24 protein-coding genes and 4 tRNA genes are annotated in these 26530 nt (G+C 58.1%); 8 read left to right on the forward strand and 20 right to left on the reverse strand.

The window, feature by feature from the left end; genetic code table 11:
• Nucleotides 1–33 precede the first annotated feature (33 nt).
• The 12 genes from ruvB to AC061P_RS07420 all read right to left on the reverse strand — a co-directional run bounded on the left by ruvB (nucleotide 34) and on the right by AC061P_RS07420 (nucleotide 8212).
• Complete coding sequence (gene ruvB / locus AC061P_RS07365; RefSeq protein WP_449646752.1) at nucleotides 34–1065, reverse strand: Holliday junction branch migration DNA helicase RuvB; 1032 nt, start codon at nucleotides 1063–1065, stop codon at nucleotides 34–36.
• A complete protein-coding gene (ruvA, locus tag AC061P_RS07370; RefSeq protein ID WP_480390807.1) occupies nucleotides 1065–1682 on the reverse strand; it encodes a Holliday junction branch migration protein RuvA in 618 nt (205 codons plus the stop codon). Before ruvA ends, ruvB begins: the two co-directional genes overlap by 1 nt.
• Nucleotides 1679–2290, reverse strand: a complete 612-nt coding sequence (gene ruvC, locus AC061P_RS07375) for a crossover junction endodeoxyribonuclease RuvC (protein ID WP_480390808.1) — start codon at nucleotides 2288–2290, stop codon at nucleotides 1679–1681. The genes ruvA and ruvC overlap by 4 nt, the downstream gene beginning before the upstream one ends.
• Before the next feature lie 3 nt (nucleotides 2291–2293).
• Nucleotides 2294–3052, reverse strand: a complete 759-nt coding sequence (locus AC061P_RS07380) for a YebC/PmpR family DNA-binding transcriptional regulator (RefSeq protein WP_449646755.1) — start codon at nucleotides 3050–3052, stop codon at nucleotides 2294–2296.
• A 51-nt stretch (nucleotides 3053–3103) separates the two neighbouring features.
• On the reverse strand, nucleotides 3104–3718 hold the full coding sequence (locus AC061P_RS07385) for a hypothetical protein (protein ID WP_449646756.1): 615 nt from the start codon (nucleotides 3716–3718) through the stop codon (nucleotides 3104–3106).
• A gap of 18 nt (nucleotides 3719–3736) precedes the next feature.
• Nucleotides 3737–4348, reverse strand: a complete 612-nt coding sequence (gene pdxT / locus AC061P_RS07390) for a pyridoxal 5'-phosphate synthase glutaminase subunit PdxT (protein ID WP_449646757.1) — start codon at nucleotides 4346–4348, stop codon at nucleotides 3737–3739.
• Nucleotides 4338–5240, reverse strand: a complete 903-nt coding sequence (gene pdxS, locus AC061P_RS07395; protein WP_449646758.1) for a pyridoxal 5'-phosphate synthase lyase subunit PdxS — start codon at nucleotides 5238–5240, stop codon at nucleotides 4338–4340. The genes pdxT and pdxS overlap by 11 nt, the downstream gene beginning before the upstream one ends.
• Before the next feature lie 53 nt (nucleotides 5241–5293).
• Nucleotides 5294–5857: an HIT family protein gene (locus tag AC061P_RS07400; RefSeq protein WP_449646759.1), complete on the reverse strand. Its 564-nt coding sequence runs from the start codon at nucleotides 5855–5857 to the stop codon at nucleotides 5294–5296.
• Nucleotides 5858–5860: 3 nt separating this feature from the next.
• Nucleotides 5861–7774, reverse strand: a complete 1914-nt coding sequence (gene thrS / locus AC061P_RS07405) for a threonine--tRNA ligase (protein ID WP_449648177.1) — start codon at nucleotides 7772–7774, stop codon at nucleotides 5861–5863.
• A gap of 154 nt (nucleotides 7775–7928) precedes the next feature.
• Nucleotides 7929–8000, reverse strand: a tRNA-Val gene (locus AC061P_RS07410).
• A 29-nt stretch (nucleotides 8001–8029) separates the two neighbouring features.
• Nucleotides 8030–8100: transfer RNA gene (locus AC061P_RS07415), tRNA-Cys, on the reverse strand.
• A gap of 40 nt (nucleotides 8101–8140) precedes the next feature.
• Nucleotides 8141–8212: transfer RNA gene (locus tag AC061P_RS07420), tRNA-Gly, on the reverse strand.
• A 116-nt stretch (nucleotides 8213–8328) separates the two neighbouring features.
• Here AC061P_RS07420 and AC061P_RS07425 point away from each other — a divergent pair.
• Together AC061P_RS07425 and AC061P_RS07430 are read left to right on the forward strand one after the other, a co-directional pair.
• Nucleotides 8329–8401, forward strand: a tRNA-Val gene (locus AC061P_RS07425).
• 101 nt (nucleotides 8402–8502) lie between these two features.
• The gene (locus AC061P_RS07430) at nucleotides 8503–9333 is read left to right on the forward strand and encodes an EI24 domain-containing protein (protein ID WP_449646760.1); all 831 of its coding nucleotides are present in this window, start codon (nucleotides 8503–8505) and stop codon (nucleotides 9331–9333) included.
• On the opposite strand, the gene AC061P_RS07435 is transcribed toward AC061P_RS07430, so the two are convergent.
• Nucleotides 9259–10335 carry an ammonium transporter gene (locus AC061P_RS07435; protein ID WP_449646761.1) on the reverse strand — a complete coding sequence of 359 codons (1077 nt, stop codon included), beginning with the start codon at nucleotides 10333–10335 and terminating at the stop codon, nucleotides 9259–9261. The genes AC061P_RS07430 and AC061P_RS07435 overlap by 75 nt on opposite strands.
• Nucleotides 10336–10443: 108 nt before the next feature.
• The gene (zapE, locus tag AC061P_RS07440) at nucleotides 10444–11457 is read right to left on the reverse strand and encodes a cell division protein ZapE (protein ID WP_449646762.1); all 1014 of its coding nucleotides are present in this window, start codon (nucleotides 11455–11457) and stop codon (nucleotides 10444–10446) included.
• 139 nt (nucleotides 11458–11596) lie between these two features.
• Here zapE and AC061P_RS07445 point away from each other — a divergent pair, with 139 nt between their 5' ends.
• Both AC061P_RS07445 and AC061P_RS07450 read left to right on the forward strand, forming a co-directional pair.
• Nucleotides 11597–12496 (forward strand): sulfurtransferase, encoded by a 900-nt coding sequence (locus tag AC061P_RS07445; protein WP_449646763.1) that lies wholly within the window; start codon nucleotides 11597–11599, stop codon nucleotides 12494–12496.
• 9 nt (nucleotides 12497–12505) lie between these two features.
• Nucleotides 12506–12943: a SufE family protein gene (locus AC061P_RS07450; protein WP_449646764.1), complete on the forward strand. Its 438-nt coding sequence runs from the start codon at nucleotides 12506–12508 to the stop codon at nucleotides 12941–12943.
• Here AC061P_RS07450 and AC061P_RS07455 read toward each other — a convergent pair.
• The gene (locus AC061P_RS07455; protein WP_449646765.1) at nucleotides 12940–14142 is read right to left on the reverse strand and encodes an alpha/beta hydrolase family protein; all 1203 of its coding nucleotides are present in this window, start codon (nucleotides 14140–14142) and stop codon (nucleotides 12940–12942) included. The genes AC061P_RS07450 and AC061P_RS07455 overlap by 4 nt on opposite strands.
• A 78-nt stretch (nucleotides 14143–14220) precedes the next feature.
• On the opposite strand from AC061P_RS07455, the gene AC061P_RS07460 reads away from it, so the two are divergent.
• The 4 genes from AC061P_RS07460 to AC061P_RS07475 all read left to right on the forward strand — a co-directional run bounded on the left by AC061P_RS07460 (nucleotide 14221) and on the right by AC061P_RS07475 (nucleotide 19466).
• A complete protein-coding gene (locus AC061P_RS07460) occupies nucleotides 14221–14817 on the forward strand; it encodes a DUF3000 domain-containing protein (protein ID WP_449646766.1) in 597 nt (198 codons plus the stop codon).
• Nucleotides 14810–16066, forward strand: a complete 1257-nt coding sequence (locus tag AC061P_RS07465; RefSeq protein ID WP_480390809.1) for an HRDC domain-containing protein — start codon at nucleotides 14810–14812, stop codon at nucleotides 16064–16066. Before AC061P_RS07460 ends, AC061P_RS07465 begins: the two co-directional genes overlap by 8 nt.
• 77 nt (nucleotides 16067–16143) lie before the next feature.
• Nucleotides 16144–17340 (forward strand): thiolase family protein, encoded by a 1197-nt coding sequence (locus tag AC061P_RS07470; RefSeq protein ID WP_449646768.1) that lies wholly within the window; start codon nucleotides 16144–16146, stop codon nucleotides 17338–17340.
• Between the two features lie 2 nt (nucleotides 17341–17342).
• Nucleotides 17343–19466, forward strand: coding sequence for a 3-hydroxyacyl-CoA dehydrogenase NAD-binding domain-containing protein (locus AC061P_RS07475; RefSeq protein ID WP_449646769.1), 2124 nt, complete (start codon nucleotides 17343–17345; stop codon nucleotides 19464–19466).
• 159 nt (nucleotides 19467–19625) lie between these two features.
• Here AC061P_RS07475 and dxs read toward each other — a convergent pair whose 3' ends face one another.
• From dxs to dut, 5 genes are all read right to left on the reverse strand, one after another.
• Entirely contained in the window at nucleotides 19626–21572 is a 1947-nt protein-coding gene (gene dxs, locus AC061P_RS07480) for a 1-deoxy-D-xylulose-5-phosphate synthase (RefSeq protein ID WP_480390810.1), read from the reverse strand.
• Between the two features lie 142 nt (nucleotides 21573–21714).
• Nucleotides 21715–24531 (reverse strand): aconitate hydratase AcnA, encoded by a 2817-nt coding sequence (gene acnA, locus AC061P_RS07485; protein ID WP_449646771.1) that lies wholly within the window; start codon nucleotides 24529–24531, stop codon nucleotides 21715–21717.
• A 181-nt stretch (nucleotides 24532–24712) separates the two neighbouring features.
• Nucleotides 24713–25456: a DUF3159 domain-containing protein gene (locus AC061P_RS07490; protein WP_449646772.1), complete on the reverse strand. Its 744-nt coding sequence runs from the start codon at nucleotides 25454–25456 to the stop codon at nucleotides 24713–24715.
• Entirely contained in the window at nucleotides 25453–26064 is a 612-nt protein-coding gene (locus AC061P_RS07495; protein WP_449646773.1) for a DUF3710 domain-containing protein, read from the reverse strand. The genes AC061P_RS07490 and AC061P_RS07495 overlap by 4 nt, the downstream gene beginning before the upstream one ends.
• A complete protein-coding gene (dut, locus tag AC061P_RS07500; RefSeq protein ID WP_449646774.1) occupies nucleotides 26061–26525 on the reverse strand; it encodes a dUTP diphosphatase in 465 nt (154 codons plus the stop codon). Before dut ends, AC061P_RS07495 begins: the two co-directional genes overlap by 4 nt.
• Nucleotides 26526–26530 lie beyond the last annotated feature (5 nt).

Raw genomic sequence — 26530 nt, forward strand, 5'->3', positions numbered from 1 at the left:
GCTCAAGCTGAGGCGCGTACTAAGCCAATAAAACTATAGTTCATCACTGAAGAGAGACGAATTTCGATCGTCGATGCCGAAGTGCTCCCACGCTGCGCGAGTCGCAACACGACCGCGCGGCGTGCGCGACAACAGCCCTATTCGCACCAGGAACGGCTCGACGACTGACTCGACCGTCTCTGCTTCTTCTCCGACGGAAACTGCAAGCGTGCTGAGTCCAACTGGTCCGCCATCAAAGCGGGTCAGTACGGTCTGCATCACCGCTCTGTCCAGACGATCAAGGCCGCGTTCATCGACGTCGTACAGCTCAAGGGCGGCACGCACCGCATCCCGAGAAGCCGGAATGTGATTGACGAGCGCGTAATCGCGCACACGCCGAAGCAATCGGTTCGCGATTCGAGGAGTGCCGCGACAACGACCAGCAATCTCCGCGATCGCATCGCGATCAATCTCGAGCTCAAGCATCACGGCAGCACGAACGAGTACCTGTTCAAGCTCGGGCTCGTCATAGAACTCAAGGTGTGCGGTAAACCCAAAACGATCTCGCAGCGGGTTCGGCAGCAATCCCGATCGCGTCGTGGCACCGACAAGCGTGAACGGCGCAATGTCTAAAGGAATGGATGTCGCGCCGGCGCCCTTGCCGACCATAATATCGATGCGAAAGTCTTCCATCGCGAGGTAGAGCATCTCTTCGGCCGAGCGTGCCATCCGGTGGATTTCGTCGATGAAGAGAACTTCGCCGGGAAGAAGCGACGACAATACCGCCGCAAGATCACCGGCGTGCTGGATCGCAGGACCGCTAGACATGCGCAATGGTCGGTTACTTTCGTGCGCAACAATCATCGCCAATGTTGTCTTGCCGAGGCCGGGTGGGCCCGCAAGCAAGATGTGGTCTGCCGTGCGGTTTTGCATCGCTGCTGCCTTCAGAAGAAGCTGCAGTTGGCCACGCACCTTCTGCTGACCGACAAACTCATGGAGGGATTTCGGTCGAAGCGCGCCCTCAAAGGCAAGCTCTGCATCCGACTCAACACCAGAGTTGGCGACGACATCATCGTTGTCAGGCATCACGAACCACCATTCGGGGTTTGCGAGCCGACGAGCAGAAGGGCGCGCCTCAAGACGGCCTGTGTATTGCCTTTATCGGCCTCTGCTGCCTCGCGGAAGGCAGCCTCAGCCGCGGGCCGGGCAAGCTTCTCAGACCACCCGAGCCCCTGCAACGCCATCGACACACTTTCGGATACCGGAGTGGAGACAACGGGCTGAGCGCCACGCTGGGGAGAACTAACGAAGAGTTTGCCTGCGAGATTGAGAACAATGAGTTTTGCCGTCTTCGGACCGATGCCCGATACCTTACGAAATGCAGCGTCGTTCTCTTCGGCCACGGCACGGGCTATCTCCTCTGGCGCGAGGGCAGCAAGCACGCCCATCGCACTTTTAGGGCCAACGCCCGTTACGCCGCGAAGCAGGGTGAACGCAGAAAGTTCGTCCGGAGTGCGAAACCCATAGAGCGCTAAATCATCTTCACGCACGATGAGCGCTGTATTGAGTTGAGTTTCGGATCCGACGCGCACCGATAGTGCGTGCTCGGGAGTGACACTCACCGAGAGGCCCACTCCCCCAACTTCGATGACGACCGTGGTTCCGGCCGCGGCAAGGACGGTGCCACGAAGGGAAGAAATCATGGCTTCACCCTACGAGCACCCGCCGACTTCTCTGCTGACCGCCACGCCTCCTGGGCCGGTGTCAGCTGTGATGAGCCGGATGACCCTGAGCGATCAGCCCCGCGACCTGACGGAGAAGCAGCGAAACCAGGGCCACTCTTCCACGCTCCACAAATTGCGAGAGCACAGGCATCCGCCGCATCCGCAGGTTTAGGAGCTTCAGCGAGGCCCAAAACACGCGCAACCATTGTGCCAACCTGCTTCTTTTCAGCGCCACCGTATCCCGTAATCGCAAGCTTCACTTCGGTGGGGGTGTGGAGGGTGACCGGTATGCCGTGGCGAGCGGCGACATACATTGCGACTCCGCTTGCTTGAGCCGTTCCCATCACTGTGCTCACGTTGTTTTGGGCAAAGACTCGTTCGAGCGCAAGCTGTTGAGGCGCGAATTCGGCGATCACCGCATCGATGCCGTCGCCAATTTCGCGGAGTCGCTCTTCTAACGCCATGCCCGGAGGGGTGCGCACCACGCCAACATGCACGAGCGTCGCGCGACGATCTGGTGCAACATCCACCACACCGATGCCGCATCGCGTGAGACCGGGATCAATCCCGATCACGCGGAGCGTCATCGACTAGTCCTCGTCGAGTTCGGCCTGCACCTCAGGCGTGATGTCGAAGTTCGAGTAAATATTCTGAACGTCGTCAGACTCTTCAAGAGCATCAATCAGTCGGAAAACCTTGCGCGCGGTGTCCGCATCAACTTCGACCTTGAGGTGGGGAACGAATTCTGCCTCTGAGGAGTCGTAGTCAATCCCTGCCGCCTGAAGGGCGTCCCGCGATTGAACGAGGTGCGCCGTGTCGGTAATTACCTCGAAGCCTTCGCCGTGGTTCTTGACCTCTTCAGCACCGGCATCGAGTACGGCAATGAGGATGTCGTCTTCGGTGACGCCCTCGGTCTTAGTGATCGAGATAACACCCTTGCGTTCGAAGTTGTAAGCGACGCTGCCAGGGTCAGCGAGCGAACCGCCGTTACGACTCATGATGGTGCGTACGTCTGCCGCAGCGCGGTTCTTGTTGTCGGTGAGACATTCGACCAGAAGAGCAACACCATTGGGGCCGTAGCCTTCGTACATGATGTTGAGATACTCAATGGCATCGCCAAGCTGGCCGGAGCCGCGCTTGACTGCACGATCGATGTTGTCGTTGGGCACCGATGTCTTCTTCGCCTTTTGAATAGCGTCAACAAGAGTCGGATTACCCGAGAGGTCAGCTCCGCCAATCTTGGCGGCGACCTCAATATTCTTGATCAGTTTCGCGAATGACTTCGCGCGGCGAGAATCAGTAATCGCCTTCTTGTGCTTGGTAGTTGCCCATTTGGAATGCCCTGACATAAACACCATTCTACCGGGCACGCAGACAGTTCGCCTGCGCGAATCCCCGCTCTAGTGCTCGACAAGCGCGCTGCGCACGCCGAGCGAGTGCAACTGGAGCTGTGCAAGACGCGCGACAATCACCGGATCCCCAGCCCGCCACAGCGCGGCGGCGTCTGGCGCCACCTCGGCAAGATCCCCCAGCTTGTGAGTAGATAACGCGCGAAGAGCAAGCAAATCTGCGCCACCTGGAGAACTCAAGAGGATTTTCGCTTCGGTTGCTCGGCGCGCGAATCGCAGTCGGGGCACCAGCCACAACAACAGGATTAGCGCAATGGGAACAACCGCAATCACTATCCCAACGACGGTCGCAGTAGCAAGCACCGTGTCTTGTTGGCTCTGTCCGGCATTTTCCAACGCGACCCCGGCGTCGCTCGCTCCATCAAAGGGAACTCGGATGCCCGCCCCGATGAGGGGAACCGAACCCAGAGTGTCCCCCAGCTCGATCATCGTAGACCTGAAGCCGGCCCCCGCCTCCTGCATCTGAACACCGAGCTGCTGGAACGCAGCGATCAGTTGATACACCCATACTCCGAGCGCAATCCACCCAACGATGAAAACTAGCGCGAGGATGTCACCGGTCAGTTGGCGAGCCCGACGAGGAGCATGGTCTGCGTACAGTTTCATTCCCCCATGATGCAGGAACTAGCTGCGGCTCCGCACTCGCGCGACGAAATACTCGTGAAAACGTGTATCGCCCGTGATCTCTGGGTGAAAAGAGGTACCCATGAGCTGGCCGTGTTCGACAGCGACCACGCGACCGTCTTCGAGGGTAGCGAGAGCACGAACATCCGTCCCCAGAGAGACGACGACTGGAGCCCGAATGAAAACAGCGCGCACGGGTACTTCACCGAGCTCAGGCACGACAAGATCAGTCTCAAAAGAGTCAGTCTGCGAGCCGAACGCATTGCGCCTGACGACGATATCGAGACCGCCAAAGGACTGTTGACCTTCGATTGCATCAAGAACGGTGTCTGCGAGCATAATCAGCCCTGCGCAGGTTCCGTACACGGGCAGACCCGCCGCAATCGCGGACCGGATGGGTTCAGCAAGCCCATAGAGGCGGGACAGTTTGTCGATCACACTTGATTCGCCACCAGGAATGACAAGGCCGGCGATGTGCTCCAGCTGTTCAGGCGTCTTGACCGCTACTGCGGTTTCGCCCAGTTGCTGGAGCACATGCAGGTGCTCACGAAAATCGCCCTGGAGAGCGAGAACTCCAATAGGGAGTTGACCGACTGGTGAACTACCAGCCACGCTCAGAGAGACGGTGAGGAGCAGCGAGGTCAGAAACGTTAATGCCGACCATGGCTTCACCGAGTCCGCGCGATGCTGCCGCAATCACACTGGGGTCATCGAAGAACGTCGTTGCCTTGACGATCGCGGCGGCGCGCTGAGCCGGGTTTCCCGACTTGAAGATTCCTGAACCAACGAATACGCCATCGGCACCAAGCTGCATCATCAACGCAGCGTCGGCCGGAGTCGCAACTCCACCAGCGGTGAAAAGAACAACCGGGAGCTTGCCGGTTTCAGCGATCTCCCGAACGAGGTCGTAGGGAGCCTGAAGCTCCTTAGCTGCAACATAGAGTTCGTCAGCAGTCTTCGAACGAAGCTCGTTGATTTGGCCCTTGATGGTGCGGATGTGCTTGGTCGCCTCAGAGACGTCACCGGTTCCGGCTTCACCCTTCGAGCGGATCATCGCGGCACCCTCAGTGATGCGACGCAGCGCCTCACCCAGGTTGGTAGCACCACAAACGAAGGGAACATCGAAGTTCCACTTGTCGATGTGGTTCACGTAGTCAGCAGGGCTCAGTACTTCTGATTCGTCAATGTAGTCAACCTTGAGCGCCTGAAGAACCTGCGCCTCAACGAAGTGACCGATGCGGGCCTTCGCCATAACCGGGATCGACACAGCTTCGATGATTCCGTCGATGAGGTCGGGATCGCTCATGCGAGCCACTCCGCCTTGTGAACGGATGTCTGCGGGAACGCGCTCGAGAGCCATCACGGCTACTGCGCCGGCGTCTTCAGCGATCTTCGCTTGTTCTGCGTTGACGACGTCCATAATGACGCCGCCCTTGAGCATTTCAGCGAGTCCACGCTTAACGCGGCTCGTGCCCGACTGGTTTGATGAAGTGTTGTCGCTCATAGTGACCCAATTTTACCGTCGGATTGGCGGTGAAGGGCGTAGCCAATTCCTTCTCAGTGGTTCGTTGGCCACGCGTTAGCGAGCTCGTCACGCACTTCACCAAGTAGACGCGGAATCGCCTTTGTTCCCGCAACGATGGGAAAGAAGTTCGAGTCGGTGGCCCACCGAGGCACCACATGTTGATGAAGGTGGTTAGCGATGCCCGCTCCGGCCAACGCTCCCTGATTCATGCCGATATTGAATCCGTGCGATTTCGAGGTTTCGCGCAGCACTCGCATTGCTGTCTGAGTGAGTGAGGCGATCTCGGCAACTTCGTCATCCGTAGCTTCGTCATAGAGCGCGACGTGGCGGTACGGGCACACGAGCAAGTGCCCGCTGTTGTACGGAAAGAGGTTGAGCAGAACGTACGCGTGAGTTCCCCGCGCAACGATGAGAGCCTTTTCGTCATCCAGGGTTGGCGCAACGCAGAACGGACAATCATCCTTCTCTGGTTGGGTCTGGTCCATGATGTACGCAATGCGATGGGGCGTCCACAGCCGCTGGAACGCGTCAGGCACCGCAGCGAAGTCGTTACTAGACTCCCCCGCCGGAAGCTCGGAACCGTCGTAGTCGCGCACGAATTAAACCTGGGCTCGGGTCGCGATCGCGTCGGTAATACGCGCAACCGCGTCCGCAATCGGGATGCCGTTCTCCTGAGTTCCGTCACGGAAACGGAAGCTGACCGAGCCAGCAGCCTGATCTTGCTCTCCAGCAATGAGCTGGAACGGAACCTTCGACTTCGTGTGCGTGCGGATCTTCTTCTGCATGCGCTCACTGGATGCGTCGAGCTCGGCGCGAACACCGAGAGCTTTGAGCTGGTCGACAACACCGCCCAAGTACTCCTCGTAGGCTTCAGCGACAGGGATGCCGACAACCTGAACTGGCGAAAGCCAGACCGGGAATGCCCCAGCGTAGTGCTCGGTGAGAACGCCGAAGAAGCGCTCGATCGAGCCGAACAGCGCGCGGTGAATCATGACGGGACGCTGGCGTGAACCATCCGCAGCCGTGTACTCCAGATCGAAGCGTTCCGGAAGGTTGAAGTCGAGCTGCACGGTAGACATCTGCCACGTACGCCCGATGGCGTCGCGAGCCTGAACCGAAATCTTGGGGCCATAGAACGCGGCTCCGCCCGGGTCAGGAACAAGTTCAAGCCCCGACTCTTCGGCCACCTCGGCAAGGGTCTGCGTCGCTTCATCCCACACATCGTCGTCACCGACATACTTCTCAGGATCCTTCGTCGACAGTTCAAGGTAAAAGTCTGTGAGGCCATAATCCCGCAACAAAGAGAGCACGAAGTTGAGAGTGTTAGTGAGCTCAGCCTTCATCCCCTCCTTTGTTGTGAAAATGTGGGCGTCATCCATGGTGAGTCCACGCACGCGAGTCAGTCCGTGAATAACACCAGACTTCTCATTGCGGTACACCGTGCCGAATTCAAACAGGCGCATGGGAAGGTCGCGGTAGGAGCGGCCGCCTGACTTGTAAATCAGGATGTGCATCGGGCAGTTCATGGGCTTGAGGTAATAGTCGGCACCCTGGCGAGTTATTTCGCCTTCCTCATTGCGCGCCTCATCGAGGTGCATCGGTGGGAACATACCGTCTTTGTACCAGCCCAAGTGACCGGAAGTTTCGAACAGCGCCTCTTTAGTGATGTGAGGCGTGTTGACGAAGGAATAGCCCTCCTGCAAGTGGCGCGTTCGGGAGTAGTTCTCCATCTCGTGGCGGATGATTCCGCCCTTGGGGTGGAAGACAGCAAGGCCAGAACCGATTTCGTCAGGGAACGAAAAGAGATCTAGCTCAGCGCCGAGCTTGCGGTGATCGCGCTTCAATGCTTCCTCTTGACGCGCTTGGTATTCACGAAGCTCATCTTTGGTCGGCCAGGCCGTGCCATAGACGCGCTGCAGCTGCTTGTTCTTTTCCGAACCGCGCCAATATGCGGCAGCGGTACGCGTGAGTGACCACCCGTTGCCGATCATGCGAGTGTTGGGAAGGTGCGGTCCACGGCACAAATCTTTCCAGTAGACCTCGCCAGTCTTGCCATCGACGTTGTCGTAGATGGTGAGCTCGGCGCCGCCGACCTCGACCGACTCGTTATCTGCATCGGCGTCGCCCTCGGCAACAGCCCCCTTCAGGCCGATAAGTTCAAGCTTGTACGGCTCGTTAGCGAGCTCTTCCCGGGCTTCAGCCTCAGTCACGACACGACGCTGAAAGCGTTGCCCCTGACGGATGATGCGATCCATCGCCTTGGTGATCGCCTTGAGGTCCTCGGGCGTAAACGGCTCCTCGACATCGAAGTCGTAATAGAAACCATCCGTAACGGGCGGACCAATACCGAGTTTTGCCTCAGGGTTAATGGTCTGGATCGCTTGAGCTGCGACGTGCGCCGCCGAGTGACGAAGGATATTGAGCCCATCAGGCGAATCGATAGTGACAGCCTCGACCTCATCCGTGTCAGTTACCGTCGTGGCGAGGTCTTTCAGCTCACCGTTGACGCGCATGGCGACGACGTTGCGGTCGGTGTATAGGTCAAATCCAGTCTTAGTCACAGTGCAACTTTAGCGGCGATCAGGTCACTGCCGTGTCACGAGACAAACGAGCGTTCGGTTGCGCTTCTTAAACGAAAAAACCCGACCTGAGTCGGGTGTTTTCGAGTGAGCGATACTGGGATCGAACCAGCGACCTCTTCCGTGTCAGGGAAGCGCGCTACCGCTGCGCCAATCGCTCATGCTATTTAGTTGAAACACTAGATACCGAGGTGGAGACGGGATTTGAACCCGCGTATACGGCTTTGCAGGCCGCTGCCTCGCCTCTCGGCCACTCCACCGCACATGGAAAGTGCCAGCGAGGCTGACACTTCCCACTCGAGCGGATGACGAGATTCGAACTCGCGACCCTAACCTTGGCAAGGTTATGCGCTACCACTGCGCCACATCCGCACTTTGCAGCTATTCGGTTACCCGTTTTCGCGTGCTAGATGACTGTATACGAAGTCTGCGCTGAGAGCCAATTCGGTAGCGAGCGTGTCGCGAAGATATGCGAAGATTGGCCTGCGGGGCGATTGGCGCAGTTGGTAGCGCGCTTCCTTCACACGGAAGAGGTCATCGGTTCGAGTCCGGTATCGCCCACTATTTATGCACTGAATTGCAAGAGCGACACGTATTCGCCATCAGGCCGTGTGTGCAATCAGCCACGTTGAGGCCTTGCCCAATGCCAGTACCCTTGGGGAATGCGCGCCGCGAAGTCCCCCAGATCAACGCCACTTCGTCGATTCTTCGTCGGCGTCAGTTTCTTGTTTCGAGGCTTCCGCGAAGTGCTCACGGCGCCCCGCCAAATGTTTCTGGGGATGATTCCTGCAGCTATCGTCGGCGCTGTCGCAATCGCGGTATTAATTACCCTGATTGTCACCATTGACCCCATAGCGACCCTGATAACCCCTTTCGCTAACGACTGGGACGAACTCCCCCGAACCGCTGTGCGATTTGCCGCCGGGGTTGCGCTGCTCTTAGCGAGCATCCTCATCATCGTGAACACCTACACGACGGTGACGCTGATGGTCGGAGATTTCTTTTATCGTCAAATTTCTAGCCACGTAGATTTCCGTCATGGTGCGCCGCCCACGCCCGCGACGCAAGGGTTCTGGAAAGACGCACGACGCGGATTCGGCGAGGGCCTGCGACTGCTTTTCCCCACGATCGGTCTAGCCCTGCTCGTGCTCCTGCTCGGATTTATCCCCATCGTCGGCGCCATTATTGCTGCCACCGCCGGTGCCTTACTCGGCGGCTGGCTCCTAGTCGTCGAGCTCGCCAACATCCCCTTCGAGGCTCGAGATATGCACCTCACTGCACGGCGTCGCATCCTCAGAGCCTCACGGGCACAGTCGCTCGGATTGGGAACAGCGACCTATCTTGTCTTCTTGATTCCGTTCGGTGCTGTGTTCGCCATGCCCGCTGCCGTCGCCGGTGCCACGCTCCTCACGCGATCGCTACTTGACGAAGAGGTGCGAGTCGCGGGCGCGAACGCCTCTACCGACCTTGCTGAGCAACCACCAGCATCCTGACGAAATAACAAACGACCAGCTTGCCGTCGCGACGACGCTGAGGAGCTGTTCTTGGAAAATTCCCGTCTGGCCGGTGAATAGAAAACCTGACCCGGTCGCGAGTACGCCCAAGGAAACAACGCCAAGACTCCCACCCAATAAATGGGTGTTGACCAGAAAACGCAACTGGTTACCCAGCGGCGATCCGCGCCGCACGGTAAACACACACGCCACAGCACCCGCAATAAGCCCGGCCACTGCCGCAGAAACTGGAGTGAAAAGTGGTGCGCCGGCCGTTACCGCAATCAGGCCACTCACCACGCCGCCTGCGAGCGATCTGAGACTAATTACACCGTGGCCAATCAACTGAACTGCGATCCAACCAACCGCACCGGCGATAGCGCTCACTACACCATTGACGATAATGAGGCCCGCGACATCGTCGATGGCAAACTCTGCTCCAACTAGCCAACCAATCCACGACACAACCACGATGACCAGTGCGACGATCCCCAGCGGGACGGGGACAAACATCCGACGACCACGAATCAGCGACTTCCGTTCCACCACCAGGACGGCGAACATGCCGGCACCAACCGCAACGCTCATAACGAGCGCACCACCGTGATCAATCGGACTCAGCCCAAGAGGCGTGGTTGCTCCGAATGGCTCAAACGTGCGGATCGCCGTCGGCACAAACACACCAACGGCCCAAATAGATCCAAAAGTCATACTCCGAACAAACGATGCACCCGCACTTCGCGCGACGACGGTCACCAGGTAGCTACAGATTCCCCCGAGCAACGATAGCGAAGGCATCATGATGGGGCGCAATGTCGATGACATAAGAGGGCCAAGAGCCAGCCACGCAACGACACCGGGCAACGAGCACAGGAGAGACTCTGTCATCACGCGTGCCCAAGACGCTTCCGGAAGAATCCGGGCGTACAAAACGATCAGCGCCGACAACAACACTGCAAGCGCAATTACCCCAATGGTCGCCGCCGCGAATTCTTCCGCCACAGTGAACCTCCCCGTGACCAGTCTTATGCCTCAGCGGGCACATACACAATGACTTCGCCAAGAACCACCCTTGATGGGCGAATTGGGCCGGTCCACTGCATACCGCGACTAGACGTGGTTGGCAGTCAGCGCAATAAGTCGGGATACGGCACGCAAATACTTCTTGCTATAGCCGCCAGCGAGCATGTCGTCGGGGAAAACACCGTCGAGTGGCGTCCCCTCAGCGAAAATACGAACCTGCGCGTCATACAGTCGATCTACAAACGCAACAAATCGCAGCGCATCCGTCTGGTTAGAAAATGGATGCACGTCCGTCAAGCCAATCGCGTCGATCCCCTCAATCAGTTTCACGTAGCGCGAGGGGTGAACTCCCGATAGATGTTTCAGCACTTCATCGAACGAGTCCAAAGTCACTGTCCCGGCTATCTGAGAAACCGCCGCAGCCGCATCCTCGACTGTGAGCGCGTGCGCCCCGGTGTCTCGGCGCCGATAGTCAACTCCATCAATTCGAATGGTTTCGAACTTGGCTGAAAGGGAGTCAATTTCTCGCAAGAAGTCCTGAGCGGCAAACCGTCCTTCGCCGAGCGCGTTCGGCGGAGTATTCGAGGTTGCCGCAATCTTGGTGCCCGAGCCGACGAGGTCAGACAGCAGTCGCGAAATTAACCGAGTGTCTCCGGGATCGTCAAGCTCAAATTCGTCGATGCACACCAGCGAAGCACCCTTGAGAAGCTCAACAGCTTGGGCATAGCCCACGGCACCGACGAGAGCTGTGTACTCAATGAACGTGCCGAAATACTTGCGGCCAGGAATGTGATGCCACAAAGCCGCAAGCAAGTGGGTCTTACCAACCCCAAACCCGCCGTCCAAATAAACTCCAGGTTTAGCTACCGGCGTTTTTTTGCGAGAAAACAGTCCTCCGCCGGGTTTCGTCGGGGCAGAAAAGTGGCGCATCGCGGCAACGGCGGCGCCCTGAGAGGGGTAGTCGCGGTCAGGTCGATAGGAATCTAAGGTCGCCCCGGTGAACTGACGCGGTGGCACCAGTTCGGCGAGCATCTGCGCTCCGGTCAACGACGGGATACGATCGACTAGACGCTCAGGAGTCGTAGGCGCAGTAGCGCTCATTCTCAGCCTCGGTTATGTTTCGCAGTCTTACGGCAACGCGGTGTAATCAGCGGCGAATGCGTAATTTTCTTGGGCAAGGGACTAATCAAGCTTAGTTTGAAGCCCGCGCCAGTTTTTCCATCCACTATCGGAGGTAGCTATGACTATCGAACGCGACCCGGCCCCCCAATTCGTTGAGTTCTCGAACCCTGAACGATTGGTTTCGGCGGACTGGCTTGAAGAACGTCTCGAAACTCCTGGCTTAGTAGTTGTCGAATCTGATGAAGACGTTTTGCTTTACGAAACTGGCCACATCCGCGGCGCCGTAAAAATCGACTGGCACACTGATCTCAATGATCCCGTAACCCGCGACTACATCGACGGTGAGGGATTCGCCGAGCTCATGTCTCGTAGCGGAATTTCCCGAGACACTACCGTCGTCATCTACGGCGACAAGACAAACTGGTGGGCGGCCTACGCACTATGGGTCTTCACTCTTTTCGGGCACGATGATGTCCGCTTGCTCGATGGTGGGCGCGCAAAGTGGGAAGCTGATGGCCGCGAATACACTCTCGAGGTACCGACTCCCCAAGCCACCGAGTACCCGATCGTCGAGCGCAACGACTCCACAATTCGCGCGTTCCGTGACGACGTACTCACCCACTTGGGCAACCCGCTCATTGATGTCCGTTCCCCTGAGGAGTACAGCGGAGAGCGCACCACAGCGCCTGCCTACCCTGAAGAGGGTGCGCTCCGTGCCGGTCACATTCCCAGCGCTCAGAGTGTGCCATGGTCCAAGGCTGTCGCGGATGACGGAACTTTCCGTCCGCTCAGCGAGCTGAACGCGATCTACCGTGACGGTGCCGGGCTGAAAGATGGCGACGATATTGTTGCGTACTGCCGTATCGGTGAGCGCTCGAGCCACACATGGTTCGTGCTCAACTACCTGATGGGCTTCGATAACGTTCGCAACTACGACGGGTCTTGGACTGAATGGGGATCTTTGGTCGCAGTGCCGATCGTCATCGGCACTGAGCCCGGCGAGGTTCCTTCCCGTTAGACTTAAGTGATGAGTGAGCAGCAGATCCCGACCCAGTTGGCTGAAATCCGCGACGATTTTTTGGACCTCCAGCTGCGGGATCGGCTGCAACTTCTCCTTGAGTTCTCGAATGAGCTGCCGGAACTCCCGGAGCGCTACCGCGATCACCCCGATCTTTTTGAACGGGTAGAGGAGTGCCAGTCCCCGGTCTTCATTTTCATTGAGGTCGAAAACGACACGGTGCACATGTTCGCGACCGCGCCTCCCGAAGCTCCGACCACACGCGGGTTTGCTTCGATTTTGGCACAGGGCCTTTCTGGCCTCAGCACCCAGGAAGTCCTGGAGTTGTCGGACGACTTCCCTCAGTCACTTGGCCTGGCCAAGGCAGTCAGTCCACTCCGCCTTCGCGGCATGACTGGAATGCTGGCACGAGCTAAGCGTCAGATTCGCCTCAAGAGCATTTCCTAGTCGAGACCTTCTCGGGCGTCGTCTTCGCCCACGTGAATTCTCAACCATGACCGAATAGCCGAAAGCCACCGTTCGCTGTCGTAGTTCCACAGCCTCGTGTGACCGGCAGTGTCAAATTCTTCGAAGGTGACGATGTCCGGGCGAAGCACCGCAAGCGCACGTGACGGTTCAACGGGAACATAAGCGTCAGCTGTGCTGTGCATCAGCAGGATGGGACGATCGAGTTCGGTCGCGCGGCCGACGAAATTCATCGCGGCAAAATCGAGCGGGTTCTCGGTGCCTACGAGCAGCTGCGCTTGTTCGCCCGCGAGAATTTCTTGCGCCGCGCGCTGAATCGGAGTGGGGATTCGGTTAATTGTGCCGTGAAGCTCGAGGATGGGACCCCAGGCGATTACGGGAGAATCCAAGATGAGGCCAACGATTACTTCCCGACTCTTGGAGCGCATCAGTGTCTGCAAGACTGTCGCACCTCCCATTGACCATCCCATCAGAACGATTCGCTCTGCACCTGCCTCGAGCGCATAACTGATAGCAGCGTCGACGTCGCGATACTCCGTAGAACCCAACCCGTAGCGCCTGTCGGGTGAATCTGGTGCTTCAGTATCATTGCGGTATGACACGGCAAGTGATGTGATTCCGGCGTCATAAAACTCGGGCAGAGCGCGCAGAGTCTCTTGGCGTCGGACTCCCCGACCGTGTACATGAATTGCCCACGTCGAACTCGCCGCCGCTGCTGGGACCAACCACGCCGGTGCCGCGCCCAGCTCCGTTTCAATGTGTACTTCGGAAAATTCGAGCCCAAGTTCTGCGGGACTGAGATAGAACCAGCCACTCGTTCGCGCGTTGTCCCCGGCGTGCGGAATCCCTCGTTGAACCGAGATCAACTCTCGTGCGACCCATCGTGAACTCTCCGAAACGACAGCACCGATGCGGGCGTGACCTGCCTCGTCGGCAAACCACAAGCTAAAGCGGCCTGGCGCGCGACTCTCCAGAGCGGCTGAAAGCACAATCGTCGATTCGCCGACCGCAAGAATCTGCAGTCCACTGTCTGCTCGCCCTGGTGGGGTCACGAGCCGCCGAGCAAAAACTACGGAAAGAACCGCGCTAGCGACCAAACCGACGATTCCGACTGCTGTGACACCGATAGCAATTCCGCTGACGATGCCGACGACCATGCGCCCCGGTTGTGGTGCTCGCATCCGCAAACCTCCGTCTGCACCCGCACTGGCGCGGCGTGCCTCACTAGCGATCGTTCCTCTAAAGCCTAATCTTCAGTCGTGCCCGATTCACCAGCTGGACCAACACCACCCGCAGTCTTCACTGCCGCGGTCGAGTCGCTTCGTGGCGCATCTTTGCGCTCGGAGCTCGCAGTAACCGAAATCACTGCTCCGTCTCAGATCGCACCATGGTCATTCGCTCTGGCCGCCGACGTCACTCCGTCACGTCACGGTGAAGACTCAGATCTTGGCACTGGCCGTTTTGTTCTTTTATACGATCCCGAAGTTCCGGACGCTTGGGACAGCGAGTTTCGCATAATTTGCTTCGCACAGGCACCGTTAGAACCGGAGATCGGCGTTGATCCGTTCCTGAGCGAGGTCACCTGGTCGTGGCTCGTTGATGCTCTTGACGGTCGCGGTGCTACCTACGATCAAGTGTCCGGAACTGCGACCCGAATTTTGTCGACAGGGTTTGGCGAACTTGAGTCGCAGCCTGACGGTGCTCAGATCGAATTACGTGCCTCGTGGAGCCCCAAAGATCTCAGCATGGCCGCGCATGTGGAAGGCTGGAGTGAATTGGTCTGCATGTTAGCTGGCCTACCACCAGCCATTGAAGGAGTCACCCTGTTGTCGGCCCGTAAAGTTGGACGTGAATAGCGCAACCGAAAGTGCAACCCCTGAGGGTGAGTCGCACGCAACCCAAGCCCCTCATGATCCCGTAAACGTCATAGACGATCGGGAAGAATACCTTGCCGCCGTTGCGGCTATTGCTGCGGGCCATGGTCCTATCGGAATTGATGCCGAACGTGCGAGCGGCTATCGCTACTCGCAGCGTGCGTACCTCATTCAAATCTTTCGTCGCGGAGCTGGCACCTTCTTATTTGATCCGCCAGCTATCGGCGACTTCGCCGAGCTCAATGACATCATCGCCGGTGAAGAGTGGATTCTGCACGCAGCGACACAAGACCTCACGTGTTTGCGCGAAGTTGGTCTCCACCCCACTCGACTATTTGACACAGAATTGGGCGCTCGTCTCGCGGGGCTCCCCCGTGTTGGACTCGGCACTGTCGTCGAACATCTCCTCGGCATTCACCTAGCGAAAGAGCATTCGTCGGCGGACTGGTCAACGCGGCCGCTTCCGCAGGCGTGGCTCGTCTATGCCGCTCTCGATGTTGAGTTGCTCGTAGATCTTCGCGAAGCTCTTGGTGAACTGCTCGACTCTGCAGACAAACACGACATCGCACAGCAGGAATTCGATTCTGTCTTAGTTCGGGATCTCAGCAATGTTCGCGCAGAACCTTGGCGCCGGCTCAGCGGGGTTCACTCACTTCGTGGCGGAAAAAATCTCGCCATTGCGCGTGAACTCTGGCTTGCTCGGGATGCCTACGCTCAAGAAGTAGACACGGCTCCCGGTCGACTTGTTCCTGATTCGGCGCTTCTCGCCGCCGCGCGCTTTCTGCCCGAGTCAAAGCGTCAGCTCTCTGCGATGAAAGAGTTCAGCGGGCGTGCTAGTCGTACTCAAATTGATCGTTGGTGGGACGCGATTCAAGCGGGAATCGCGTCGACGGACATTCCGGCTTCTCGTGTCGCTAGCGACGCACTTCCGCCGCCACGAGTGTGGTCAGACAAGAACCCCGCAGCCGATCTTCGGCTGAAGGCAGCACGAGCGATGATGACCGAGCGCTCGGAAGAATTGTCGATCCCGATCGAGAATTTGCTCACTCCTGACTACCTCCGACGTGTCGCTTGGACCCCACCGACCGAGATCACGCGCGAGAGCATTGCGGCAGTACTTCATGCCCTCGGCGCGCGCCAATGGCAAATTGACGTTTCTGCACAGTCAATCGCCCAAGCCTTTGTCGAAGCCCACCAAACGCCTGAGGAGTCCGACGACACCGAGTCGTAGGAACAATCAAAGGATTCCTAACCCTAATCTTGGCCACCTAGGATCAGTCCTACATCCAAGGATCTAGTGGAGGCATTGTGGCCAAGGAAACCGAGATTGTGTTCGTAGATGGAGTCCGTACTCCATTTGGGCGTGCTGGCGAGAAGGGCATGTTCTGGAATACCAGAGCGGATGACCTCGTCGTCAAGGCGATGATCGGACTGCTGGAGCGTAACCCCCAAATCCCTAAAGAACGCTTTGACGAAGTTGCGATTGCCGCGACAACTCAGACCGGTGATCAGGGACTCACAATCGGACGCAGCGCAGCAATTCTCGCTGGATTGCCGATTTCAGTTCCTGGTTACGCCATCGACCGCATGTGCGCCGGAGCTATGACCGCCGTCACGAATGTCGCCGGAGGCATCGCATTCGGCGCCTACGATCTGGCAATTGCTGGCGGCGTGGAGCACATGGGGCACCACCCGATGGGATCTGGCGTTGACCCTAACCCCCGATTCATGTCAGAGAAGCTCGTCGACCCCGAAGCGCTCAACATGGGAAACACTGCTGAGAAGCTACACGACCGCTTCCCTCACCTCACGAAGGCTCGCGCCGATGCCTTTGCACTTCGCAGCCAGCAGCGTGCAACCGCTGCGTACGAAGCCAACAACATTCAGCCTGACCTGATTCCTGTCGCCACGCGAAGTGACGCCGGATGGGGAATGGCCACTCGCGACGAGGGACTCCGCCCCGAGACAACTCTTGAGGGACTCGCCGCACTCAAAACCCCGTTCCGCTCTCACGGACGCATCACCGCGGGAAACGCATCCGGTCTTAACGATGGTGCAACAGCCAGCATCATGGCGAGCGGCGAAGTAGCGCGCGAGTTGGGATTGAAGCCCAAAATGCGCATGGTGAGCTTCGCCTACGCCGGTGTCGAGCCAGAAATCATGGGCATCGGGCCCATTCCGTCAACCGAGAAAGCACTGCGCAAGGCGAGCCTCTCGATCGACGACATCGGACTCTTCGAACTCAATGAAGCTTTTGCGGTGCAGGTTCTCTCACTGCTCGATCACTATGGCATCGACGATGAAGACCCCCGCGTAAACCAGTGGGGCGGCGCGATCGCGATGGGCCACCCCCTAGCGTCATCGGGTGTCCGTCTTATGATTCAGCTCGCAGCCCAGTTCGAACAGCACCCTGAGGTGCGCTACGGGCTTACGGCAATGTGCGTCGGTCTTGGCCAAGGTGGATCCGTTATCTGGGAAAACCCCAACTACAAGGGAGCTAAGTAACAATGACCCAGCAGTTTGCACGTCTCGCTGGCCTGTCTCAAGACGAGGTCATCACCCACTCCTTCGTTCGCGATGTGCCGTTGTCCGGCGGGCGCACGCTTGCTCTCGTCACTCTCGACAACGGGAAAGACCACACTCGGCCGAACACTCTCGGCCCAGCAACTCTTCTTGAGTTTGCAAAAGTACTCGATGAGCAGAAAGAACGGGCATCCGCTGGAGAAATCCACGGATTGGCTGTCACCGGCAAGCCATTCATTTTTGCCGCAGGCGCCGACCTCTCGAAGGTCAGCGAAATCCCTGACCGCGAAACCGGTAAGCAGATGGCGCAGCTTGGTCACTGGGCGCTCGGCAAGCTGAGCGACTTGGGTGTTCCCTCGTTCGTGTTCATTAATGGACTCGCTCTCGGTGGCGGCGTCGAGGTTCCTCTCAACGCTGACTACCGCACCATCGACAGTTCGGTACCTGCGCTGGCGCTTCCTGAGGTATTCCTCGGTCTGATTCCTGGTTGGGGCGGCGCCTGGTTGCTTCCTAACCTGATCGGAATCGAAAATGCACTCAAGGTAGTGATCGAGAATCCGCTCAAGAACAACCGAATGCTGAAGGGGCCAGAAGCTTTCGAGCTGGGTATTGCTGACGCCATGTTTGGTCCTGCGAACTTCCTCGAAGACTCTATTCGCTGGGCCGACGGTGTCATTGCTGGCACGACGAAGGTCAAGCGCAAGAACGAGCCGGGAAAAATCGAACGTACCGTCAAATGGGATGTTGCGATCGGAATCGCCGAGAAGATGCTCGCGAACCGCATTGGTCGCGTCGCCAAGTCGCCCTATGCAGCGCTCGCATTATTGAAGGCAGCCAAGAACACTGACAAGAAGACCGGGTTCGAAGCTGAAGATGAGGCTCTGGCTGACATGATCTCTGGAGATCAGTTCCAGGCGAGCATCTACGCATTCAACCTCGTTCAGAAGCGCGCCAAGCGACCGGCTGGGGCTCCAGACAAGGAACTGGCCCACAAAGTAACAAAGGTGGGTGTGATTGGCGCAGGGCTCATGGCCCGCCAATTCGCATTGCTCTTCGTCCGCCGCCTGCAGGTCCCGGTTGTTATTACTGACCTCGATCAGGCAGCGACGGATGCCGGTGTTGTCGCGATTCACTCGGAGATCGACAAGCTGCACGACAAAGGCCGGGTGTCATCAGACGACACTAACCGCCTCAAAGCCCTTGTTACCGGCACCACGAACAAAGCGGACTTTGCTGATTGCGACTGGGTGATTGAAGCGATCTACGAAGAACTCGGTGCTAAGCAGGCTGTGTTCGCGGAGGTTGAGCAGTACATCTCCGAGGAAGCAATCCTGGCCACAAACACTTCGTCGTTGTCGGTGGAACAGATCGGTGCAAACTTGTCGCATCCGGAGCGCCTTGTTGGGTTCCACTTCTTCAACCCCGTCGCAGTCATGCCGCTCATCGAAGTCGTCAAAACACCGCACACCAACGATGAGACGTTGTCGACCGCAATGGTCACGGCTAAGAACCTGCGCAAGAACGCGGTGATCACAACCGATACGCCCGGTTTCGTCGTGAACCGCATCTTGGCCAAGGTTTTGGGTGAGGCAATGAACGCTGTCGACACCGGAACGCCGTTTGAGGTCGTCGAGGAGTCGACCCGTCCTTTCGGGCTGCCGATGACTCCGTTCGAACTTCTCGAGCTGGTTGGACTCAAGGTCGGGGCGCACGTGCTCGACACTCATCACGCTGCATTCCCTGAACGATTCTTCAAGAGTGAGAACCTGCACAAGCTCGCCGAGCTCGGATACATCTTTGACCGTGACAGTAAGGGCAAGGCAAAGGGCGTTTCCAAGAAGGCTGTAGAAATCGTCAAGGGCGGCACTTCACCGATGACGGCCGAGGAGCTTCAGATTCGCATCGAAGACGGTCTTGCCGACGAGATTCACCGGATGCTTGAAGACAAGGTGGTTGCGGCGGCGGAGGACATCGACCTGTGCCTCATCCTCGGTGCCGGCTACCCCTTCCAGATGGGTGGAGTCACGCCCTACCTCGATCGCGCTGGCGCTTCGGAGCGGGCGTTTGGTGGAACTTTCCACGATCCGCAGATTCGCGGAGTGCAGTAAGCGTTTCGCACTAACGCGGCATAGCTAGGAAGAGGGCCGACCCGGACACTGTCTGGGTCGGCCCTCTTCTGCTGTTAAAAGCCGAGGGGCTCATTGGAGCACGCAGAAAGTGTCGAAGAGAACTATCTCGTTGACGTCACGGAGAATAACCCGGGAAATCTAGCTTCGTTCGGCGGGAAGCGTAACAGCCTGCGAATCGGTATCACTCAGCGGTCGAGCAATAGGAATTTTGCTTCCGAGGACTTGCGCTACCACGTCGCGCGCGATGTGTTGAGGAGTAAGCCCGACCTGATCAAGAACGTAGTCGCGGCTGCCGTGATCCAAGAACTCGGCAGGGAGTCCCAACTCATTCACCGCAGTATCTACGCCCTGAGCCCGCATATCCTGACGAATCCGGGTACCGATTCCGCCTACACGAACTCCATCTTCAATCGTGATCACAATTCGGTATTGAGCCGAGAAATCGATCACGCTCTGCGCTACGGGAACTACCCATCGCGGGTCAATTACGGTTGCGCCGATTCCCTGCGCCGCGAGAAGCTCAGCGACCTGGAGTCCGGTCTTTGCCATTGAGCCAACGGTGACAATGAGCACATCGTGTTGCTCATCCTCGCGGAGAACATCCACGCCGTCGTCCGTTCGGCGAACCGCATCGTAGGAGGTTCCCACAGTGCCTTTAGCGAAACGGATGACCGTGGGACCATCATCAACCGCGACGGCTTCTCCGAGCTCTTCACGCAGGCGCTCAGCGTCGCGAGGGGCCGCAATGCGGATGTGCGGGACAACCTGGAGCAGAGCAAGGTCCCACATACCGTGGTGACTAGCACCATCGGGACCAGTGACCCCTGCACGGTCGAGCACGAACGTGACGCCAGCTCGGTGCAACGCGACATCCATCAGTACCTGATCGAAGGCACGGTTCATAAACGTCGCGTACAGCGCCACTACCGGGTGCAGACCGCCAAAGGCAAGCCCAGCGGCCGAAGTGACAGCGTGCTGCTCGGCGATGCCAACATCGTGAACACGTTCTGGATACTTTTCCGCAAATAGATGGAGCCCTGTTGGCCGCAACATCGCCGCAGTGATACCAACGAGTCGAGGGTTCTCGTCAGCAAGCGCGACGATTTCTTCTGAGAACGCCGAGGTCCACGATGCTGCTCCCCCGGACTGAACCGGCTCGCCTGTTGCTGGATCAATCTGACCCACGGCATGAAATTGATCCGCAACGTCGAGCAGTGCTGGCTCGTAGCCACGGCCCTTCTCGGTGATCGCGTGAACAATGACCGGCGCACCGTATGACTTGGCCTGTTCGAGAACTTCAGTGAGGGCCGCAATATCGTGGCCATGAACCGGGCCAAGATACTTGATGTCAAGATTCGAATACAGAGCCTCGTTGTTGCTGAAACGAGAGAGGAAGCCGTGCGTCCCCCCGCGAATACCGCGATATAGGGCACGGCCTGGACCGCCAAAAGCGCCGAAGAAGCGCTGGCTTGAGCTGTACAGGGAGCGGTACGAACGACGAGTCCGTACGCTGTTGAGGAAATGAGCCATTCCGCCGATGGTCGGCGCGTATGAACGACCGTTATCGTTCACTACGATAATGAGGTTGCGACTGTTGTCGTCGCTGATGTTATTGAGCGCTTCCCACGTCATTCCGCCTGTGAGCGCGCCGTCACCAACGACAGCGACAACGTGGCGATCGCTCTGCCCTGTCATCTCGAACGCTCGTGAAATTCCATCGGCCCACGAGAGTGAACTTGAGGCGTGAGAACTCTCAACAATGTCGTGCTCTGACTCTGAACGCTGCGGATACCCCGCTAGGCCGCCCTCAGTGCGCAGCTTCGTAAAGTCTTTGCGTCCCGTCAGAATCTTGTGAACATAACTCTGGTGCCCCGTATCGAACACAATGGAATCCCGCGGCGAATCAAAGACACGATGAATAGCGGTTGTGAGCTCGACCACTCCGAGATTTGGCCCCAAATGCCCACCGGTTTGCGAAACATTCTGAATCAGAAACTCACGGATCTCTTGCGCTAACTCGACAAGCTGGGCAGTAGAGAGACCGTCAAGATCTCGGGGACCATTGATTCCCTCGAGTAAGTTCATTCCTTCAGTCTAGGCTCCTTCAGCTGACCGTGAAGGATTACGCACGGGGTTCTGCGGTACCGGGATTTTCCGCCGGGGAACGCAGAAGGCGCGTGGCGAAAGTAAATACTTTCGGCCACGCGCCTTGAGCAGCTAGTTCGAGCTAGACCAGCGAACGCAAAACGTACTGAAGAATGCCGCCATTTCGGTAGTAGTCAGCCTCACCAGGAGTATCGATGCGCAGTTTCGCGTCGAACTCCACCGTCGTCTTGCCCTCTGGAGAGTGCGCAGTCGGCTCCGCTACAACGTGCAGGGTGCCCGGAATGCGGTCGTCATTGAGCTCTTCGACTCCCGAGATGCTGATGCTCTCAGTGCCGTCAAGACCCAACGATTCCCAGGATTGTCCCTCAGGGAACTGGAGCGGAAGAACACCCATTCCGATGAGGTTCGAGCGGTGAATGCGCTCGAAGCTCTCGCAGATGACAGCCTTGACGCCGAGCAAGCTCGTGCCCTTAGCCGCCCAGTCGCGTGAGGAACCAGAGCCGTATTCCTTGCCACCAAGAACGACGAGCGGAGTGTCCTGGGCTGCATAGTTTTGAGCCGCATCGTAGATGAACGACTGCGCAGCATCCGGCGTGGTGAAGTCACGGGTGTAGCCACCCTCGACGCCATCGAGAAGCTGGTTCTTGAGGCGGATGTTCGCGAACGTTCCACGAATCATTACCTCGTGGTTTCCGCGACGCGATCCGTAGGAGTTGAAGTCCTTGCGATCAATGCCGTGCTCAGCCAGGTATTGTCCGGCCGGGCTGTCGCCCTTGATCGAACCAGCGGGGCTGATGTGGTCGGTGGTGACCGAGTCGCCAAGCTTTGCGAGGACACGTGCACCCGTGATCGAGCTGACCGGAGTGATCTCCATCGTCATGCCTTCGAAGTACGGAGGCTTGCGAACGTAGGTCGACTCGTCATCCCACTCGAAAGTGGATCCGGTTGGCGTTGGCAAGTTCTGCCAACGCTCGTCGCCGTCGAAGACACCCGCGTATTCGTGGATGAACATGTCTCGGTCGATCGACGAGTCGATCGTGGCCTGAACTTCAGATGCATCGGGCCAAATGTCCTTCAAGAAGACATCATTGCCATCCTGATCTTGACCGAGAGCATCGCTGTCGAAGTCGAAGTTCATCGATCCGGCAAGCGCGTATGCAATGACCAGGGGCGGGCTAGCGAGATAGTTCATCTTCACATCGGGGTTGATACGGCCCTCGAAGTTGCGGTTACCAGAGAGCACCGCAGTGACCGCGAGATCGTTCTCGTTGATCGCGGCAGAGATTTCATCTTCCAGCGGTCCCGAGTTTCCGATACACGTTGTGCAGCCATAGCCGACGGTGTAGAAACCCAAAGCCTCGAGAGAAACGTCAAGTCCAGACTTTGCGTAGTAGTCAGTGACTACTTTGGAGCCTGGTGCAAGAGTGGTTTTGACCCACGGCTTCGACTTCAAGCCCTTGGCGGCAGCATTCCGAGCCAGAAGGCCGGCAGCAAGCATGACCGATGGGTTCGAGGTGTTCGTGCACGAGGTGATAGCCGCGATTGCGACAGCACCGTGATCAAGGGTGAACGGGTCTCCCCCATCAACACTCACGGAAGTGGGCGAGGAAGCAGTGTACGGCGCATGGCTAGCGTGAGTGTGCGAGCGCTCGTGAGCCGAGTCCTCATCCTGCGGCGTGAGACCAATCGGGTCGGATGCCGGGAACGTACCCTCAACCGCGGCATCAACCTTGGAGTGATCTCTCGACGCGTAGTTGTTGAGGTCGATTTCGAACTGGTTCTTCGCATTCGTGAGCTCGACACGGTCCTGAGGACGCTTCGGCCCGGCGATCGAAGGCACAACGGTAGCGAGGTCAAGTTCGAGATACTCGCTGTAGTTTGGCTCAACGCTGGGGTCGTGCCACAGCGACTGCAGCTTCGAGTACGCCTCCACAAGGTCAACCTGCTCTTCGCTGCGACCGGTAAGACGCAGGTAGTCAAGAGTCACGTCATCGATGGGGAACATCGCGGCGGTCGAACCGAACTCAGGGCTCATGTTTCCGATAGTTGCGCGGTTCGCGAGCGGAACTGCGCCAACGCCCTCACCATAGAACTCGACGAACTTGCCGACGACGCCGTGCTGGCGCAGCATCTGCGTGATCGTGAGAACAACGTCAGTTGCGGTGACGCCGGCCGGGATCGAACCCTTGAGCTTGAATCCAACAACCTTGGGGATGAGCATGGAAACCGGCTGGCCGAGCATCGCTGCTTCGGCTTCGATTCCGCCGACTCCCCATCCGAGAACACCGAGGCCATTGACCATTGTGGTGTGCGAGTCGGTTCCGACAAGAGTGTCGGGGAAGGCGCGCGTCTTGCCGTCCACCTCGCGCGTGTAGGTGACTCGAGCGAGGTGCTCAATGTTCACCTGGTGAACGATTCCCGTTCCGGGAGGAACTACCTTGAAGTCGTCGAAAGCCGTTTGTCCCCACCGAAGGAACTGGTAACGCTCACCGTTGCGCTCGTACTCAAGTTCAACGTTGCGCTCCAGCGCGTTCTCAGAACCGAACAGGTCCGCAATCACGGAGTGGTCAATGACGAGCTCTGCTGGCGCGAGCGGATTGATCTTGGTGGGGTCTCCACCGAGCTCGGCGACAGCTTCGCGCATCGTAGCGAGGTCAACGATGCAGGGAACTCCAGTGAAGTCCTGCATGACGACGCGTGCTGGAGTGAACTGAATCTCGGTGTCGGGCTCTGCACTGGGAACCCAGGAGCTCAGCGACGTAATGTGCGCTTCGGTGACGTTCTTTCCGTCTTCCGTGCGCAACAGGTTCTCGAGCAGAACCTTCAGGCTAAAGGGAAGCTTTTCGTATCCCGCTACTTTGTCGATGCGAAACACTTCGTAGTCGGTTGACCCGACTGTGAGTGTGTCTTTCGACCCAAAACTATTGACTGTCGACACTGTCATCTCCCTTGCTACGGTTCATCAATCCTTGCGCGGAGCGTGCGCTGCATCCAGCAAGGCAAGCCTAAGGCTGAATCGCAGCAACAAGACTACGATTGCGGCCAAAAGTATCTTGACGTCGAGATAAATATACACCATCGCGAACCTCGGGCGAGATCGCCACGACGAAAAACACGAACTAGTCGGATGCCGTTCGTCCGTAGGCCGTGCGCATGAGCAACCATGTAACCCACAACACTCCCGCATACAGCGGTACGCCCAAGAGAAGCTTCATCGTGGCCAAAGCCTGAGTCTCTTCGGCGAAATAGAGCGGCAACTCGACGCCGAGTCGAAGTGCGAATAATCCCGCCCACATGACGGTAGCGATGGACGCAACGCGAAACTTCGCTTTGTCCTCACGCCAGTCAGCAGCAGAAGGAACCAAGAGCATCGCAATCAATCCGACGAGAGGTCGACGAACGATGATGCTGACGATGATGGCGACAAGGAAGACCACGTTAATGATGAAGCCGAGGACGAAATTGTCTTCGGCTCGCCCGGTAATAAGCGCCAGTCCCGCTGACAGCGCTACTCCGACAACGCCGACAAGGGCTGACGACACAGGAGTGCGCGTGATCAAGCGAACCGCAACGAACCCCAAAGCCACGATCACCGGGGCAGCAACCGAGATGACCAACTGTTGAGTGAGAGTGAAAATAACCAGAAAACTCAGCCCGGGAAGAATCGACTCGACGAGTCCTCGAATTCCCCCCATGGCGGCGAGCAATGCGCCACCCGTAGGCGTCTCGCCAGGAGCCACATGCCCAACCGCGGATCGGCGTGCGGCAGCCGCGAGAGCGTCACGCACCGACGGTTCGGCCGACGAAGGGTCCGCCGAGGAAGGATCCTCCGGCGCTCCAGACGGCAGGTCGGAAGAACTCACGCCTGAGCTTCCTTCTCTCCCGTTGCTGGCATGTGCAGCGGAATCAGGTCCCGCGGCGGCATTGGCGTATTGCCCCGAACGACGACGATGGAACGGAACAGGTCTTCGATCTTTGTCGCGGCATCCGCATTAGTGAGAGCCTCACCAGCGATCACGCCACGCAGGAACCAACGCGGACCGTCAACGCCAACAAAGCGAGCGATTCGCTTCTCACCAGACTGTGCCCCGGCAACCGGAATCTCTGCAAACACTTCAGGCCCAAATGGGCCTTCCGAAACCTTCGTCGTCCCACCCTGGGTGTGCACCTGATCAATAATCTGCTGGCGAATTTCGTGCCACAGCCCGCTTGATCGCGGAGCAGCGAACGGCTGAATTTGAAGTGTAGAACCCGAATAGTCCAGTCCGACCGCAACAACACGCTTGCTGGCTTCCTCAACTTCAAGGCGCAAGTGCAGTTCTTGGCGAGGCAGAATTTTCACGCCACCGAGGTCGACATAGGGTCGCACTGCATTGGCTTCGCTCTCGTCAAGCGGACCCTCGCTTGCACGATTCTCTGGCGCTGATTTTGGCTGGTCTTGAGGTTCAAGAGATTCGGTGTTGTCGCTCACGAAGTGGCTCCTTGTTGAGTTGAATCTGCACGGAATCCGGTCGAGCCAAAGCCCGACTCACCGCGATGACTGCCGGGAAGTGTCGATACCGGGATGAAGCGAGCACGGGACACCGGCATAACGATCAATTGCGCGATTCTATCCCCCGGCTCGATCTCGAATGTGGATGCTGTATCCGTATTAAGCAAGGTAACGCGAATTTCTCCACGATATCCGGCATCTACGGTGCCCGGGCTGTTCACAATAGTGATTCCGCTGCGTGCCGCCAAACCACTTCGTGGCACAACAAAAGCAACGTATCCATCGGGAAGCGCGAGCGAAACTCCGGTAGCGACGGTGTCGCGGTGGCCGGGAGGTAGGGAGTAGCTTCCTGCCGAATACAGGTCAGCTCCGGCATCACCGGGATGTGCATAGGTGGGAGTTTGCCCACCGGAGATGAGCACCTCTACGTTGTCAATCACGAGTC

The organism is Rhodoglobus sp. G.S.4 (assembly GCF_056619605.1).

Bases quoted from the DNA above. Each gene is read 5' to 3' on its own strand.
- AC061P_RS07445 (WP_449646763.1), top strand. From the start codon at position 11,597: ATGACTATCGAACGCGACCCGGCCCCCCAATTCGTTGAGTTCTCGAAC.
- AC061P_RS07475 (WP_449646769.1), top strand. From the start codon at position 17,343: ATGACCCAGCAGTTTGCACGTCTCGCTGGCCTGTCTCAAGACGAGGTC.
- ruvA (WP_480390807.1), bottom strand. From the start codon at position 1,682: ATGATTTCTTCCCTTCGTGGCACCGTCCTTGCCGCGGCCGGAACCACG.
- AC061P_RS07450 (WP_449646764.1), top strand. From the start codon at position 12,506: ATGAGTGAGCAGCAGATCCCGACCCAGTTGGCTGAAATCCGCGACGAT.
- AC061P_RS07455 (WP_449646765.1), bottom strand. From the start codon at position 14,142: ATGCGAGCACCACAACCGGGGCGCATGGTCGTCGGCATCGTCAGCGGA.
- ruvB (WP_449646752.1), bottom strand. From the start codon at position 1,065: ATGCCTGACAACGATGATGTCGTCGCCAACTCTGGTGTTGAGTCGGAT.
- ruvC (WP_480390808.1), bottom strand. From the start codon at position 2,290: ATGACGCTCCGCGTGATCGGGATTGATCCCGGTCTCACGCGATGCGGC.
- zapE (WP_449646762.1), bottom strand. From the start codon at position 11,457: ATGAGCGCTACTGCGCCTACGACTCCTGAGCGTCTAGTCGATCGTATC.
- AC061P_RS07430 (WP_449646760.1), top strand. From the start codon at position 8,503: ATGCGCGCCGCGAAGTCCCCCAGATCAACGCCACTTCGTCGATTCTTC.
- dxs (WP_480390810.1), bottom strand. From the start codon at position 21,572: ATGAACTTACTCGAGGGAATCAATGGTCCCCGAGATCTTGACGGTCTC.
- AC061P_RS07385 (WP_449646756.1), bottom strand. From the start codon at position 3,718: ATGAAACTGTACGCAGACCATGCTCCTCGTCGGGCTCGCCAACTGACC.
- pdxS (WP_449646758.1), bottom strand. From the start codon at position 5,240: ATGAGCGACAACACTTCATCAAACCAGTCGGGCACGAGCCGCGTTAAG.
- thrS (WP_449648177.1), bottom strand. From the start codon at position 7,774: ATGCGCGTCAACGGTGAGCTGAAAGACCTCGCCACGACGGTAACTGAC.
- AC061P_RS07380 (WP_449646755.1), bottom strand. From the start codon at position 3,052: ATGTCAGGGCATTCCAAATGGGCAACTACCAAGCACAAGAAGGCGATT.